Source organism: Cryptosporangium aurantiacum (genome assembly GCF_900143005.1).
Lineage (GTDB): Bacteria > Actinomycetota > Actinomycetes > Mycobacteriales > Cryptosporangiaceae > Cryptosporangium > Cryptosporangium aurantiacum.
This window is the reverse complement of the sequence record NZ_FRCS01000005.1, coordinates 462,375-477,481: the sequence shown is the minus strand read 5'-3', so window position 1 is coordinate 477,481 and position 15,107 is coordinate 462,375. Positions and strand designations below refer to the sequence as shown.

The following is a 15,107-nucleotide window of genomic DNA, read 5'->3' as shown; positions in this document are numbered from 1 at the left end:
GACCGGCCGGTGCCCGTCCGTCGGGTGGACCGCGCGGTGGACGGTCCACCCGACAGCGTGATCAGCACGCTGCATACTCACCGTGTCGGCGCCGACGCTGCACGTGTCCGCTTGCGAACGCGCGGGTCACCGGGCGCCCGGCGAACGCGGGATCCGTCGGGCACGGCCTAGGCTTGGCGGGTGCTGGCTCTGCTTGTTGATACCGCCACCGCGGCCGTGACCGTCGGTGTGGCCGAGATCATCACTCCGTCCGACGTCACGGTCCGCGCCCGCCACGTCGTGGTCGACGCCCGGCGGCACGGCGAAGCGCTGGCGCCGGGGATCACCGCGGCGCTGGCCGACGCGGGCGTCACCGCCGGTCAGCTGAGCGCGATCGTCGCCGGGGTCGGTCCCGGACCGTTCACCGGCCTGCGGGTCGGCCTGGTCACCGCCTCCGCGATGTCCGACGCCCTCGGGATCCCGGCGTACCCGGTGTGCTCGCTGGACGGCCTGGTGACGCCTGGCCGGCCGACGCTGGTGGCCACCGACGCGCGGCGTCGCGAGGTGTACTGGGCCACGTACGACGCCACCGGTGCTCGCGTCCACGGGCCTGACGTCGCCAAACCCGCGGACCTCCGGGTCCGGCTGGACACCGGGGAGTTGGGTGAGGGCCTGCTCGCGGTGGGGAACGGCGCCGCGCTCTACGCTGACCAGCTCGGGCTCCCGGTGGGCGAGCCGCTCTACCCGGACGTGGCCGTGCTGGCCCGGATCACCGCCGCCCGGATCCTCTCCGGGGCACCCGCCGAGCCGCTCACCCCGCTGTACCTGCGCCGGCCCGACGCCGTCGAGCCCGGTGCGGCCAAGTCGGTGCTGCGGTGATCCGACAGGCGGCTCCGCCCGGGCAGATCGTGCTGGCGCCGATGCGGTGGTGGCACATCGAAGCGGCCGGTCCGATCGAACGCGACCTGTTCGGCGACGAAGAGTGGTCGCCGGGCATGTTCTGGTCCGAGCTCGCGCAGGTCGCGACCCGCTGGTACCGGGTGGCGCTCGACGGAGAAGAACTCGTGGGTTACGCCGGGCTCTGCGTCTACGGCCCGGAGGAGGCCTGGGTGCAGAACATCGCGGTACGCCGCGACCGCCAGGGCCACGGCCTCGGACGGCGGCTGCTGGACGAGCTGCTCGACGAGGCGGTCCGGCGCGGCGCACAGCAGGTGCTGCTGGAAGTGCGGGCCGACAACGGCCCCGCCCAGCGGCTGTACGCTCGCCGCGGGTTCGAGGCGATCGGCCTTCGCCGCGGCTACTACCAGCCCAGCGGCGCCGACGCGGTCGTGATGCGCTGGGACGCGATGGGGGCGGGATGATGGCGGACGAACCGCTGGTGTTGGGGATCGAGACGTCCTGCGACGAGACCGGGGTCGGCATCGTCCGCGGGTACACGCTGCTGGCCGACGCGGTCGCGTCCAGCGTCGACCAGCACGCCCGGTTCGGTGGCGTGGTGCCGGAGGTGGCGAGCCGCGCCCACCTGGAGGCGATGGTGCCGACCGTGCACCGGGCGCTGGACGACGCGGGCGTCACGCTCTCCGACGTGGACGCGATCGCGGTGACCGCCGGGCCGGGCCTGGCCGGTGCGCTGCTGGTCGGCGTCGCTGCGGCCAAGGCGTACTCGCTGGCACTCGGCAAACCGCTGTACGGCGTCAACCACCTGGCCGCCCACGTCGCGGTCGACACGCTGGAGCACGGTCCGCTGCCCGAGCCGGCGATCGCGATGCTGGTCTCCGGTGGACACTCGTCGCTGCTGCTGGTCGACGACCTCACCGGCGACGTCGAGTCGCTCGGCGCGACGATCGACGACGCGGCGGGCGAAGCGTTCGACAAGGTCGCGAGGGTGCTCGGGCTGCCGTTCCCGGGTGGGCCGCCGATCGACAAGGCGGCTCGCGAGGGCGACCCGGCCGCTATCGGCTTCCCGCGTGGGCTGACCGGGCCGCGTGACCTCGCCGAGCACCGGTTCGACTTCTCGTTCTCGGGCCTGAAGACCGCGGTGGCGCGCTGGGTGGAGACCCGGCAGCGGTCCGGCGAGCCGGTACCGGTGGCCGACGTGGCGGCGTCGTTCCAGGAGGCGGTGGCCGACGTGCTGACCGCGAAAGCGATCGACGCCTGCCGGAAACACGGCGTGGAGACGTTGCTGATCGGCGGCGGGGTCGCGGCGAACTCCCGCCTGCGGGCGCTGGCCGCCGACCGCTGCGAGAAGGCCGGGATCCAGTTGCGGGTGCCGAGGCCGAAGCTCTGCACGGACAACGGCGCGATGGTGGCGGCGCTCGGTTCCCGGCTGGTCGCGGCCGGAATCGCGCCCTCACCCCTGGACCTGCCCGCCGACTCGTCCCTCCCGGTGACCGAGGTCGTCATGGCGGGGCGGGTGGGGGTGTAGGGACGTGATCGTGCGGATGGTGGAGATGGCGGCGCATCCCGAGGCGCACCAGGACCTCGTCGACTGGGCCTGCGCGGTCGCCGTGCCCGAGCTCGAGCGTCAACTCGGCCACGTCAGCTCCGAGGTCTTCACGTCGGCCGACAACCGGCTGGTCGTGATCTCCCGCTGGCGCTCGGAGCCGGTGGCGCTCGCGGACCCGCCGAAGCACTGGCTCCGACGAGAGGCTCACTCATGGGACTTCAGCCCGGTAGACCGGTAATCCTCGACGTCGACACCGGCGTCGATGACGCGCTCGCGTTGCTGCTCGCGGTGCGGTCACCGGCGCTGGACGTGCGCGGGGCGACCTGCGTCGCCGGGAATACCGGGCTGGAGCCGGTCGTCCAGAACACCCTGCGCGTCCTCGACGTCGCCGGGGCGCCGCACGACCTGCCGGTGGCGGCGCGGTGGACGGCGGCAACGTGACCGCGGCCGCCGAGTTCAACGCGGCGGGCGACCGGGACTGGGATCCGCACCGTCACCATCCGGCGGCGGTGGTGGATGTCGCGCTCGGCGTGGACGCGAAGCGGTACGCGGCGCTCTTCGGGGACACGGTCAGCTGACCCTGGGCGGTGGTCAGTCTGCGGACGGCTCGCAGAGGAGGGCCAGGGGCTTTCCGGCGACGCGGGTCAGGATCAGCGTGGCGGCGTTCGGGCCGGACAGCTTCAGCTGCGGGCGGAGCTGCTCCGGTGTCACGGCGGTGCCGCGCTTCTTGATCTCCAGGCGGCCGACGCCGCGCCGGGCCAGCTCGGCGCGGAGCCGCTTGACGCCGAACGGCAGCACGGTGTCGATCCGGTAGGCGCGGGCGAATGGCGTGACCCGCAGCTCGTCGGTCGTCAGGTAGGCGATCGCCGGATCGAGCAGCCGGCCGCCGAGCTGGTCGGCCAACTCGGCGACGAGATGGGCGCGCACGACGGCGCCGTCCGGGTCGTAGAGGTAGGCGCCGATCGCCCCGACGGGTGCTTCGCGGTCGCCGGTGCCGGTGAGCTCGGCCCCCCGTGCGGTGGTCAGGTCGCGGGCGGTGGCGCCCGGCAGCAGCGTCGCCCGGCGCGGTACGTCGGCGAGCGGACCGAACCAGAGCGCGGCCTCCACGACCTCGCCGCGTTCGGACACCCACTGCGCCTCGGTGCCCGCCGGGATCCGGTCGTGGTCGATCCCCGGCGCGATCTTGACCACGGTCCGGGGGATCCGCTCGGCGAGCGCCAGGACGAACGACCACGGCGGCGAGTACGCGTCCGGATCGAACACCCGGCGCCCACCGGACCGGCGCGCCGGATCGCAGAACGCGGCGTCGTACCCGTTCAGGTCGATCTCGGTCGCGTCGGCGCAGATCACCCGCGCGTGGTCGGTGAGCCCGAGCGCCTCGACGTTCGCGGCCGCCACCGCGGCGGTCACCGGGTCCCGCTCGACGCCGGTCACGTCCAGACCGGCCCGAGCCATCGCGAGCAGGTCGGACCCGGCCCCGCAGCCCAGGTCGATCACGCGTGTCGCGCCGCTCGCGGCAAGATGGCTCGCTCGACGGGTGGCCACCGTGTTGCGGGTGGCTTGCTCGACGGCGTCGATAGTGAACAACATGGCGGAAGCGTCGGAGCCGAGCTTGATCGCGGCGGAGCGGCGTAGCCGCTGTTGGGTGAGCGCGAGCGAGACCAGGTGCGGGTCGTGGCCGGCAGCGCGTAGTCGAGTGGCCAACGCGAGCGGGTCACCCTCGGCGGACGCGGCCGACAGCGCGGCCTCACCGGCCGCGGACCGCAGCGCCTCGATGTCCGATACCTCCACGGGAGGACATCCTCACACGCCGACCACCGGAGTTCCGCGACGGGCGAGCGCGCGGGCGATCGCTTCGGCGTCGACGATCGCCGCGCCGCCGGGGTCGTTGTTGAGGTAGACGTAGACGTCCTCGCGGGCGGTGTACGTGTGGGTGAGGCGGTCCGCCCAGGTCTGCAGTGCTTGCCGCCCGTACCGGGGACGCGGGTTGGCGCGGCCCTCGTGCAGCCGCAGATAACCCCAATCGGTCGTGCGCCACCGTGGCGTGACCGGGCGGCCGAGCCGGTCGGCCCAGCACAGCGCCGCTCCGTGTTTCTCCAGCACCTCCCTGACCTCGGTGCTCCACCAGGACTCGTGCCTGGGCTCGACCGCGACCCGGGTGGACGGCGGAAACGCGGCCAGGCAGGCGTCGAGAACGGACGCGTCGGCGCGCAACGTCGGTGGCAGTTGCAGCAGCACGGGCCCGAGCCGGTCACCCAGCGCGGCGGCGCGGTCCATCAACCGCGCCACCGGTTCCTCCGGCTCGGCGAGACGCTTGACGTGAGTGAGGTACCGGCTGGCCTTCACCGTGACGACAAAACCGTCCGGGGTTCGGGCGCGCCAATCCGCGAACGTGGACTTTTCCGGCAGGCGATAGAACGCGTTGTTCACTTCGACGGTGGGGAACCGCGTCGCGTAGTACTCCAGCCAGGACCGCTGCGGCACATCGGTCGGGTAGAACCGCTCGCGCCAGTCGCGGTACTGCCATCCGGAGGTTCCCACCCACGCCGGCATGCCGTCTCCTCCTCGAGTCGAGCGCCCGCCTGCGGTTTTCCCATCCAGAGCGAATTGACCCACGAGACGGGTGGTGAACGCGTTGAACCGAGCGGCGCTCACCCCCGTGATCGCTACGAGTGGGTGGCGAGCGACGGAGCTCACGACGCTGCTGTAGCCGGGGAGCCGAAGGAGCCGCACGAGCCATGGGAACCTGCGGTGGCTGATCGTCGGCGGGCGTCGGGCGGCTGGGTCGAGTTCGAGGTCCGGTCCGAAGGCGTCGACAAGCCCGGACACGAGTACGGGGGGCTGCTGGGGTACGGCGCTCCGGAGGACTACGGGTTCGGCGACGACCGAGGCGGGCGTTCGGACTACCTGGAGGCCGCCTACGGCGCACCACCGGGGCACGGGCCGGGCTCGCCCGCGTACGACCCGTTCGAGGCCGGCCTCGGGTCGGTGTCCGCGTACGACCCCAACACGACGTACGACTACGGCGGATCGGGCTACGGCGGGCTGCTGGCGATCGAGAGCGGACCGAGCCGGGACCCCGAGCCGGAGCCCGATTACCTCCCGGTCCCGGTGCACCACGACACCGACCTGCGTGACCGCGTCCGGACACCGTCCCCGGTACCCGAGACGCTCGGCGAGGTCCGGGCGCTGCTGTTCGACGAGGTGAGCGTCGTCCCGGTCGGGCTGGCGTCGGAGTGGCTGCGGCCGGAGGCGAACATCGTCCCGACCCAGCCCCGGCCGGAGGTGGACGAACTCGTCGCCTGGGCCGTTCAGGCCGACCGCGGCCCGTTGCTGCGGCTGCTGTGCGGCGCGGGTGGTCAGGGCAAGACGCACGCCGCGCGGCAGATCTGCGCGACGCTGGAGGCGCGGGGCTGGGTGGCGGGCTTCCTCCCGCTGCCGCCGGTGACCTGGCGCACGACGACCCCGGCCGACCTGGCGATGACCGGGCCGGACCAGCCGTACTGGGAGCAGCAGCTGCGGCGCGCCCCGGAGGTGATCGCAGGCATCCGGGCCGTCGCCGAGTTGGAGATCCCGACGCTGCTGGTCGTCGACCAGGCGGAGGCGGTCGGGCCGCTGGTCGGCGAGTTGCTCGCGACGATCGACGAGTACGGCGCCGCGCCGTGGATCCGCGTGCTGCTGCTCGCACGGTCGCCTGACGGGTGGTTCACCGACCTCTCCGACGCGCATCGGCTGCGCTCCTGGGTCTCGCCGACGCCGGTCTGGCTACCGCCGCTGCCGCAGCAACTCGGTCCGGAGCAGTCGGCGGCCGTCTGGCGAGCCGCCGTCGCCGCGTTCGCGAACCGGGCGGTGGCTGATGGCGTGCTCCCGTCTGCCGACCTCGCCCGGCTGACGTCACCGGCACCTGCCGGTCTCTGGGGGACGACGCTCGACTTCTACGCCGACGCCGCGCTACGGGTTCTGGACGCCACCGCGCCGTCACTCCGTCGGCACACGCGGCGGGACGGGGGCGGACCCGACCCGGTGGGCGGTGTGCTCGCCTACGAACGCCGCCAGGTCTCCGCGGTGCTCGCCGCCGCCGGCTGCGCGATCGAGGACGGTCAGCGCGACTGGGCGATGGCCGTCGTCAGCCTGCTGCCCGCGGCCAGCCCGGACGCGGCGGTCCGGGCGCTGCGGACCGTGCCAGCCCCCTGGCAGGTGCCCCCGGACCGGCGGGCCGAGGTCGCGATCGCGCTGGCCCGCCTGTACCGGGGCAACGCCGAGCAGGGCTGGTCACCGCCGCGGCCGGCGCGGCTCGCCGACGCGCACCTGCTCGACCTGGCGGGGAGCCTGTCCGACCCGGAGTGGTCGGCGGTGATGTCGAGCATCTGCGGGGACGCCGACCCGCTCGCGGCGCTGCACGCGGCCACCACGCTGATCCGCTGCCTGTCCGCTCCGACCCCGTCGCGGCGGCAGGAGCGCGCCAAGAACCGGATCAACGTCTCGCTGCCGTGGTTGCTGCGGACCGCGCCGGACCGGTACGCGGTGCCGCTGACGCTGCTGGCCCCGGTGCGCTACACGAAGGCGATCAGCGACCTGCTGGCCGCGGGTGAGCTTCCGCTGGAGACCGTGCGCCAGCTGGATTCGCTGGTGCTGTCGGTCGGCTTCACGCCGAGCCGGGCGTCGATCGCGGCAGCGGTCTCCGAGCGGTTGGTGGCGGCCGCGCGTCCGGGCACCGACCCGCAGCCCGACGTGTTGAGCGAGTACGCCCGGTGCCTCAACAACCTGGGGATCCGGCTCTCCGCGCTCGGCCGGGCCGAGGACGCGCTCGCCCCGGCCGAGGACGCCGCCGCGGTGCAGCGTCGGCTGGCGGTCAAGGACCCCACCACGTACCTGCCCGACCTGGCGATGTCGCTGGACCTGCTCAGCGCCGGGCTGGCGGAGGCCGGTCGTCCGGAGGAGGCCCTGCCACCGGCGGAGGAGGCGGCCGTGGCGTACCGCCGCCTCGCGGCCCAGGACTCGGTCGCCTACCTGCCCGAGCTGGCCGGGGCGTTGAACACGCTCGGGATCCGGCTCACCGAGACCGGTCGCCGGGAAGCAGCCTTGGAGCCGGTGGAGGAGGCGGTGGCGGTCTGCCGTCGGCTGGCGGTGATCGACCGGGCCACCTACCAGCCCGAGCTGGCGTTCTCGCTGACCAACCTCAGCATCAGCCTGGCGGACCTGGAACGGTGGGAGGAGTCGATCGAACCGGCCGAGGAGGCGGTTGTCGTCTACCGGCGGCTGGTGGCCGCCGACTCGGTGGCGCACCTGCCCGCGCTGGCGCTCGCGTTGAACAACCTCGGTAACCGGCTGGCCGAGGCCGGGCGGCGGGACGAGGCGCTGCAGCCCGCGGAGGAGGCGGTGGCTGTCTACCGCAGGCTCGTCGCGTCGAACTCGGCCGCCTACCTGCCGAACCTCGCGGCGTCGCTGAACAACCTCGGCATCCGGCTGGCCGAGGCCGGCCGGATGCAGGAGGCGCTGGCGCCGGTCGAGGAGGCGGTCGAGGTGTATCGGCGACTGGTCGACGCCGAGGGCGCGGCCTACGGTCCGGAGCTGGCACTCTCCCTGCACAACCTGGGCAACCGGCTGGTGCGGCTGGGGCGGCCGCTGGAGGCGCTGTCGCCGGTCGCCGAGGCCGTCGACCTCCGGCGGGAACTCGCCGAGACCGACCCGGACGCGCACCTCGCGGATCTGGCGCGCTCGCTGGCTGCGGCGAGCACGACGTTCGGCGCCCTGGGCCGGATGGAGGACGCCGCCTCGGCCGCCGAGCAGGCCGTCGGGGTGCTGGAGTCGGCGCCTCGCGCCGTGGAGAACACGCTGGTGATGGCCGTGGTGAAGATTCGGGACGGTGCGGTGGCGCGGCTGGAGTCGGACGAGCGTAACTCGCGGGCGCTGACCCAGACCACCGGCACCGTCCGGGCCCTCGGCTGGGGCTCCGGCCAACAGGTCCCACCCCGCCGCCGCCGTTAGCGCGCTACTGGTAGCTGACGTACTCCGGGGGGTGGGAGAACGCCAGTACCTCGGACGGGCCGTACGGCTCGACGTCCTCGTCGTAGAAGAGCTTGTAGCCGAGGTGGAACTGCTCGGGACGCCGCACCGCGGCGTACGTCGCGTCCTTCGCCTTACGGGTACCGAAACCGTCGACGTGCTGCACCATCGCCAGCCCTCGCCGGGGGAGGATCCGCTCGACGTCGGGCAGCATGCGCAGCCGGAACTGGTGCAGCAGGAACAGCTTCTCCGGCAGCTGCTTCTCCCGGACGATGTCCGCCACGTACGCCGAGGCCTCGTTGACCTCGGCAGCCGACACCTGCCCGACGACCTTGCCCGGCACCTCGTCGTAGGCCACCCGCCACTCCGGGTCGAGCGCGATGCCGACGTTCGGGTGCTCCAGCGCCCACCGGTAGGGCCGGATCGCGTCCGGGAAGCTCAGCCTGCCCGGCTGGATATCGAGGATGACCAGCGCTTTTGCCCGCTCGGCCGCCTCGATGTACTGCCGGATCACCGCGGGCTTGATGCTGTGGCTATAGATGCCCCGCGGTCCGGGCTTCCGGTCGGCGATGCGGACGATCAGCTCGAACGCGATCTGTACCGGGCGCTCCGGGGTGGCGAACGGCGCGGCGGCGGCACGGAGGCGGGGGACGATCGCGTCCGGTGGCTCCTCGCCGAGTACGCCCAGCGTGCCGCCGCCGATGCTGCCGTAGTACGCGACGACGCGGTAACGAGGAAAGATCGTCCGGCCGCCGAGCGGGAGTTCGGGCCGGGGTTTCGGCACGGGTTCCTGCGAGGCGGGAGCGGCGGCCTGCGGTGTGGAGCTCGCACCGGTGCCGTCGTTCTCCGCCGCGTGGCTGCAGCCGGACGGGGTGAGCGTCAGAACGAGGGCCATGACGAGGACCCTGATCCTCCGGTTCATGCGTTCACCTAACCCGACGCAACGGTCGTTTGCGGGTATTACCCAGCCGGGCTCGCTCGGTCAGCCGACGTAGTCCGCGAGGTGCTGGCCGGTGAGCGTCGACCGGTCGGCGACCAGATCGGCGGGCGTGCCCTCGAACACGATCCGGCCACCGTCGTGACCGGCGCCGGGGCCGAGGTCGATGATCCAGTCCGCGTGCGCCATGACCGCCTGGTGGTGCTCGATCACGATGACCGACTTACCGGAATCGACGAGCCGGTCGAGCAGCGCGAGCAACTGCTCGACGTCGGCGAGGTGCAGACCGGTGGTCGGCTCGTCGAGGACGAGGATGCCGCCCTTGTCGGCCATGTGGGTGGCCAGCTTCAGTCGCTGCCGTTCGCCGCCGGACAGCGTGGTGAGCGGCTGGCCGAGGCTGAGGTAACCGAGGCCGACGTCGGCGAGCCGGCTGAGGATCGCGTGCGCGGCCGGGATCCGGGCCTCACCGTCGCCGAAGAACTCCACCGCCTCGGCCACCGGCATCGCGAGCACCTCGCTGATGTCGCGGCCCCCGAGGTGATAGGTCAGGACGTCGGCCTGGAAGCGCTTGCCCTCGCACTCGTCGCAGACCGTCTCGACGCCCGCCATGATTCCCAGGTCGGTGTAGATGACGCCGGCGCCGTTGCAGACCGGGCAGGCGCCCTCGGAGTTGGCGCTGAACAGCGCCGGCTTCACCCCGTTGGCCTTCGCGAACGCCTTGCGGATCGGCTCGAGCAGCCCGGTGTACGTCGCCGGGTTACTCCGGCGCGAGCCGCGGATCGGCGCCTGGTCGACCGACACGACGCCCTCCCGCCGGGACACCGAGCCGTGGATCAGCGAGCTCTTGCCGGAGCCCGCGACACCGGTGACGACCACCAGCACGCCGAGCGGCACGTCGACGTCGACGTCCTGCAGGTTGTGGGTATCGGCGCCGCGGATCTCCAGCGCGCCGGACTGCGTGCGAACCTCCGACTTCAGCTTCGCCCGGTCGTCGAAATGGCGGCCGGTCAGCGTGTCGCTGGCCCGCAACCCCTCGACCGTGCCTTCGAAGCAGACCGTGCCACCCGCCGTACCCGCGCCAGGCCCCAGGTCGACGACGTGGTCGGCGATCTCGATCGCCTCCGGCTTGTGCTCGACGACCAGCACGGTGTTGCCCTTGTCGCGCAGCTGGCGCAGCAGGTCGTTCATCCGCTGGATGTCGTGCGGGTGCAGCCCGACGGTCGGCTCGTCGAAGACGTACGTGACGTCGGTGAGCGAGGAACCGAGGTGACGGATCATCTTGACGCGCTGCGACTCACCACCGGACAGCGTGCCCGCCGGGCGGTCGAGCGAGAGGTAACCGAGGCCGATCTCCACGAACGAGTCGAGCGTGTGGCTGAGCGCGCCGAGCAGCGGCGCCACCGACGGCTCGTCGAGTCCGCGAACCCAGTCGGCCAGGTCGTTGATCTGCATCGCGCAGGCGTCGGCGATGTTGACGCCGTGGATCTTCGACGACCGCGCCAACTCGGTCAGCCGCGTACCACCGCACTCCGGACAGACCGCGAACGTCACCGCCCGCTCCACGAACGCGCGGATGTGCGGCTGCATCGCGTCGACGTCCTTGGACAGGAACGACTTCTGGATCGTCGGGATCAACCCGGAGTACGTCAGGTTGATGCCGTCGACCTTGATCTTGGTCGGCTCCTTGTGGAGCAGGTCGTTCAGCTCCCGCTTGGTGTACTTCTTGATCGGCTTGTCCGGGTCGAAGTAGCCGCAGCCGCGGAAGATCCGGCCGTACCAGCCCTCCATGCTGTAGCCGGGGATCGTCAGCGCGCCCTCGTTCAGCGACTTGCTGTCGTCGTAGAGCGCGGTCAGGTCGATGTCCGACACCGAGCCCCGGCCCTCGCAGCGCAGGCACATCCCGCCGGTGATGTTGAAGGAGCGTCGCTCCTTCACCGTGCGCCCAGCCTTCTCGACGCTGACCGCGCCGGCTCCGCTGATCGACGCGACGTTGAACGAGTAGGCCTTCGGCGAGCCGATGTGTGGTTGCCCGAGCCGGCTGAACAGGATGCGCAGCATCGCGTTGGCGTCGGTCGCGGTGCCGACCGTGGAGCGCGGGTCGGACCCCATCCGCTGCTGGTCGACGATGATCGCGGTGGTCAGCCCGTCGAGGACGTCGACCTCGGGGCGAGCCAGCGTGGGCATGAACCCCTGCACGAACGCGCTGTACGTCTCGTTGATCATCCGCTGGGACTCCGCAGCGATCGTGTCGAACACCAGCGAGCTCTTACCCGAGCCGGAGACCCCGGTGAAAACCGTCAGGCGGCGCTTCGGGATCTCGATGCTGACGTCCTTGAGGTTGTTCACGCGTGCGCCCTGGACCCGGATCAGGTCGTGCCTGTCGGCAGCGTGCGTCATTCACAGCTCCTGGATGCGGATGAGATTGCCTGCGGGGTCGCGCACCGCGCAATCGCGGACGCCGTACGGTTGGTCGGTCGGCTCCTGCACGATTTCGGCGTCGCCGGCCTCGAGCCGCGCGAACATGTCGTCGAGGTCGCTGGTGGCCAGCACGATGCCGGCGAAGGTGCCCTTGGCCATCATCTCGGCGATCATGCGGCGTTCGTCCTCGGTGATGCCGGGGTCGCCCGCCGGTGGCTGCAGGACGATCGACGTGCCGGGCTGCCCGGCGGGGCCGACCGTGATCCAGCGCATCCCCTCGTAGCCGACGTCGTTGCGGACTTCGAAGCCGAGGAGGTCACGGTAGAAGGCCAGGATGGCGTCCGGATCGTCGTGCGGGAGAAAGCTCGCGTGAATGGTGACGTCCATGGGCGTCACGCTAGGTGCGGCTCGGGCGCCGACGCTTCTCGATTCCTGATCGGTCTGGTCACCTGCTTCTCGACGCAAGCCGGGATCCCCGCCGTCTTTCCGATCGCCTCACGTCGGTAGACGCTGGGCGGCACGCCGACCAGTTCGGTGAAGCGAGTACTGAACGTGCCCAGCGACGAGCAGCCGACCGCGAAGCAAACGTCGGTGACGCTGAGGTCGCCGCGGCGCAGCAGGGCCATGGCCCGCTCGATGCGGCGTGTCATGAGATAACCGTACGGCGACTCGCCGAACGCCCGCTTGAACTCGCGGCTCAGATGCCCCGCCGACATGTGCGCACCCCTGGCCAGCGCTTCGACGTCCAGCGGCTGCGCGTACTCCCGGTCGATCCGGTCGCGGACCCTGCGCAGGCGGACCAGGTCGCGGAGGTGCTGTGTGGTCACCTCCGGAATCGTGCCATGCCAAGGGTGCGCCGTCAGGGTTTGTTCGCCAGGGGAGAGCCGGTGGATAGCGCGAGCGCGTTGCCAGCAGCCGCTAGGGTCGACGCCGTCGGCGACGTCGGGAGGACGGTTGCTCGAGCAATGGCAGGCGCGCGATCTTCTGCGGATGCCCAAAATCTACAGCCGTGACGCCCTCGTAGATCTCAGCGCCGGGGTGGATGATGACCTTGCCATCGAGAGCGAGGACGGGGCTGAGTTCTTCTTGTTGGACGTCTGGCGATCGCGACGGAGCTCCCGCAAAGCGCGGTTCCAGCTCCGCTACCGCCGTGGCATCGTCCTTGCTCGCCTCTGCACGTCGATTCCGCACACCAATCCCGACGGCGAGCATATCGGTGCGCCACACCTGCACTTGTTTCGAGAGGGATACGAAGCCAAGTGGGCGGAAGGGCTAGCTCCATTCCCCACCCATCGGGCGGCCCTCGAAGATTTCTGTAAGCGAATAAACTTGCCGACGCCGGACATCCAGGGAGGGGTTGTATGAACGCCGATGCAACTCTTCTGGTTAATTCTTACCTCTCCTGGATTCAACGCACGGTGACGGCAGAGGCCTTGAATTCGACAACGGCGGAGTTGACGACGCCGTTCCTGGATCGCCACAACGATCATCTTCAGATCTACTCCGAGAAGCTGACCAGCGACCTCTACCTACTCACGGACGACGGCTACATACTCGCTGAGCTGAAGTCATCCGGTGTGGAGAGCCGAGGTCGGCGTCGGGAGGAGCTCTTCGCGAGGTTGCTCGCTGGGCACGGGGTCCGCTTGGTCGGCGATGAACTGCAGGTCGAAGCTTCGGCCCACGAATTGGGCCAGAAGGCGCACAGTCTCCTGCAGGCAATGCTGGGCCTGGACGACATGTTCGTCTTGGCGCAGCCGCGGTCCGAGCCGGTCTTCACGGACACGGTGGCGAAGTTCCTCGATGCCCACGATATCCGGTATACCGCGCAGGTTAAGTTCTCCGGTCGCAGTGGGCTGGATCATCTGGTCGACTTCGTCATTCCCAAATCTCGATCGGCGCCCGAGCGCGTATTGCAAGTGGTCAATCATCCACGTCGGGACAGGGTAGAGAATCTCATTTTTTTGGCGACTGACACGCGGGCTGCCCGGGGTATGGCGATCAACTATCATGTCTTGCTGAATGATGCGCGCCAGGAGATATCCCCGGATATGATCAGCGCATTCCATGCCTACGACGTGAGCGCCGAGCCGTGGTCGCGCCGCGAGGAGATCGCTGAAGCGCTGGCGGCGTGACTGAGCGCCGTCAGGGTTTGTTCGCCAGGTCCAACAGGTCCACGAGCTGCTGCGCGTTCGTCTGCGCGTAGTCCGAGTAGCAGTTGTTCATCAGGACGTGGGTCTCCTTGGCGGGCAGCTCCCGAATCTTCGGTGCCCACTCCGCCATCTCCTCCGGCGAGTAGAGGTACCCGAACTTCTCGTGGATGTCCTTGCTCGTCCACTTGTCGCTGTGCCCGTGGAACCGCACGACCGCCAGGTCGCTGGTCGCCGTCACGATCGGAGGCACCGAGCTCGCATGCCCCTGCGGCATGTCGACCACCACGTACGGCACCTGGTAGTCGGTGAGGAACGACAGCGTCGATTCCTGGTTCTCCTCGGACAGCCAGGTCTTGTTCCGGAACTCGACGCAGATCCGGTCCTGCCCGCAGCGCTCCTTGACCTGGAGGATGTACTCCCGGTTGCGCCGCCCGATCGGGAACCACTGCGGGAACTGGAACAGCAGCGCCCCGAGCTTGCCCGCCGCGCGCAACGGCTCCAGCGCGGACAGGAACCGCTCCCAGACCTCGTCCACCACTGCGGCGTCCAGGTCGTGGAGGTAGACGTTTTTCTTCTCGCCGGCCTCACCGAGCTTGTCGCGCAGGTCCTTGTAGAGCGAACCGGGGCGGGTGGGGTGCTGGGTCAGCAGCGCGAACGCCTTGATGTTGAACGTGAAGTCGTCCGGTGTGCGCTCAGCCCAGAGCGCCGCGGTGTTCTCCGCGGGCGGCGAGTAGTAGGTCGAGTCGACCTCGACGATGTCGAACCGCCCGGCGTAGTACGCGAGGCGCTCCTGAGCGGATTCCACGCCGTCGGGATACCAACCGGACGCGATGAGCGTGCGATCCGTCCACGAAGCCGTTCCGACCCGGATGCGTCCCATGTCGGCCCGATGCCCGGTGAGCGGGGGCGGGAAACCGGCTCAGCGGCGAGCGAACTCCCGGCCGGTGTGTTCGATCACGGCGTCCGGGCCGGGAAAGATCAGGCCCTGGTGACCGTCGTTGAAGGCGACGAGGTAGGGCGGCTGGCCTTCCGACCCGCGCACCTCCAGGACCTCGCCCCAGAGGTCCGGCACCCCGACCGTGTGGCCGTGGACGTGGACCCGGTCACCGATGGCAGCCTGCATCGTTTCGCACCTCCGCTGGGGCCCTTGCCGGACGCTCGGCCACGTCCC

Annotated in this window: 16 protein-coding genes and 1 pseudogene; 9 read left to right on the top strand and 8 right to left on the bottom strand. The window is 70.8% G+C overall.

Annotated elements, in window-relative coordinates; genetic code table 11:
• The first annotated feature begins 180 nt into the window (after positions 1–180).
• From tsaB to BUB75_RS46345, 6 genes and pseudogenes are all read left to right on the top strand, one after another.
• Positions 181–858 (top strand): tRNA (adenosine(37)-N6)-threonylcarbamoyltransferase complex dimerization subunit type 1 TsaB, encoded by a 678-nt coding sequence (gene tsaB, locus BUB75_RS19840; protein ID WP_073259014.1) that lies wholly within the window; start codon positions 181–183, stop codon positions 856–858.
• A gap of 41 nt (positions 859–899) precedes the next feature.
• Positions 900–1,340 (top strand): ribosomal protein S18-alanine N-acetyltransferase, encoded by a 441-nt coding sequence (gene rimI, locus BUB75_RS19835; protein WP_073259212.1) that lies wholly within the window; start codon positions 900–902, stop codon positions 1,338–1,340.
• The gene (tsaD, locus tag BUB75_RS19830) at positions 1,340–2,404 is read left to right on the top strand and encodes a tRNA (adenosine(37)-N6)-threonylcarbamoyltransferase complex transferase subunit TsaD (RefSeq protein WP_073259013.1); all 1,065 of its coding nucleotides are present in this window, start codon (positions 1,340–1,342) and stop codon (positions 2,402–2,404) included. The genes rimI and tsaD overlap by 1 nt, the downstream gene beginning before the upstream one ends.
• Before the next feature lie 4 nt (positions 2,405–2,408).
• The gene (locus BUB75_RS19825; protein WP_073259012.1) at positions 2,409–2,663 is read left to right on the top strand and encodes an antibiotic biosynthesis monooxygenase family protein; all 255 of its coding nucleotides are present in this window, start codon (positions 2,409–2,411) and stop codon (positions 2,661–2,663) included.
• A pseudogene (locus BUB75_RS19820) lies at positions 2,636–2,842 on the top strand (nucleoside hydrolase); the annotation flags it as partial. The gene BUB75_RS19825 and the pseudogene BUB75_RS19820, both read left to right, overlap by 28 nt.
• A gap of 20 nt (positions 2,843–2,862) precedes the next feature.
• Positions 2,863–3,003, top strand: a complete 141-nt coding sequence (locus tag BUB75_RS46345; protein WP_178379923.1) for a hypothetical protein — start codon at positions 2,863–2,865, stop codon at positions 3,001–3,003.
• 13 nt (positions 3,004–3,016) lie between these two features.
• Here the strand turns inward: BUB75_RS46345 and BUB75_RS19815 are convergent, their stop codons facing one another.
• Together BUB75_RS19815 and BUB75_RS19810 are read right to left on the bottom strand one after the other, a co-directional pair.
• Entirely contained in the window at positions 3,017–4,216 is a 1,200-nt protein-coding gene (locus BUB75_RS19815; protein ID WP_073259011.1) for a class I SAM-dependent methyltransferase, read from the bottom strand.
• Between the two features lie 12 nt (positions 4,217–4,228).
• Complete coding sequence (locus BUB75_RS19810) at positions 4,229–4,978, bottom strand: DUF72 domain-containing protein (RefSeq protein WP_073259010.1); 750 nt, start codon at positions 4,976–4,978, stop codon at positions 4,229–4,231.
• A gap of 198 nt (positions 4,979–5,176) precedes the next feature.
• On the opposite strand from BUB75_RS19810, the gene BUB75_RS19805 reads away from it, so the two are divergent.
• Positions 5,177–8,413: a tetratricopeptide repeat protein gene (locus tag BUB75_RS19805; RefSeq protein ID WP_073259009.1), complete on the top strand. Its 3,237-nt coding sequence runs from the start codon at positions 5,177–5,179 to the stop codon at positions 8,411–8,413.
• 4 nt (positions 8,414–8,417) lie between these two features.
• On the opposite strand, the gene BUB75_RS19800 is transcribed toward BUB75_RS19805, so the two are convergent.
• From BUB75_RS19800 to BUB75_RS19785, 4 genes are all read right to left on the bottom strand, one after another.
• Positions 8,418–9,326 (bottom strand): hypothetical protein, encoded by a 909-nt coding sequence (locus tag BUB75_RS19800; protein WP_143175309.1) that lies wholly within the window; start codon positions 9,324–9,326, stop codon positions 8,418–8,420.
• 87 nt (positions 9,327–9,413) lie between these two features.
• A complete protein-coding gene (locus BUB75_RS19795; protein ID WP_073259007.1) occupies positions 9,414–11,765 on the bottom strand; it encodes an ATP-binding cassette domain-containing protein in 2,352 nt (783 codons plus the stop codon).
• Positions 11,766–12,173 (bottom strand): VOC family protein, encoded by a 408-nt coding sequence (locus BUB75_RS19790; RefSeq protein ID WP_073259006.1) that lies wholly within the window; start codon positions 12,171–12,173, stop codon positions 11,766–11,768.
• A 5-nt stretch (positions 12,174–12,178) separates the two neighbouring features.
• Positions 12,179–12,622: a helix-turn-helix domain-containing protein gene (locus tag BUB75_RS19785; protein ID WP_073259211.1), complete on the bottom strand. Its 444-nt coding sequence runs from the start codon at positions 12,620–12,622 to the stop codon at positions 12,179–12,181.
• A gap of 118 nt (positions 12,623–12,740) precedes the next feature.
• Here BUB75_RS19785 and BUB75_RS46340 point away from each other — a divergent pair, with 118 nt between their 5' ends.
• On the top strand, positions 12,741–13,151 hold the full coding sequence (locus BUB75_RS46340) for a DUF6978 family protein (RefSeq protein WP_178379897.1): 411 nt from the start codon (positions 12,741–12,743) through the stop codon (positions 13,149–13,151).
• On the top strand, positions 13,148–13,918 hold the full coding sequence (locus BUB75_RS19775) for a DUF1828 domain-containing protein (protein WP_073259005.1): 771 nt from the start codon (positions 13,148–13,150) through the stop codon (positions 13,916–13,918). The genes BUB75_RS46340 and BUB75_RS19775 overlap by 4 nt, the downstream gene beginning before the upstream one ends.
• 10 nt (positions 13,919–13,928) lie before the next feature.
• Here BUB75_RS19775 and BUB75_RS19770 read toward each other — a convergent pair whose 3' ends face one another.
• Positions 13,929–14,816, bottom strand: a complete 888-nt coding sequence (locus tag BUB75_RS19770; RefSeq protein ID WP_073259004.1) for a DUF72 domain-containing protein — start codon at positions 14,814–14,816, stop codon at positions 13,929–13,931.
• Between the two features lie 39 nt (positions 14,817–14,855).
• A complete protein-coding gene (locus BUB75_RS19765; RefSeq protein ID WP_073259003.1) occupies positions 14,856–15,059 on the bottom strand; it encodes a DUF1918 domain-containing protein in 204 nt (67 codons plus the stop codon).
• Positions 15,060–15,107: the final 48 nt, after the last annotated feature.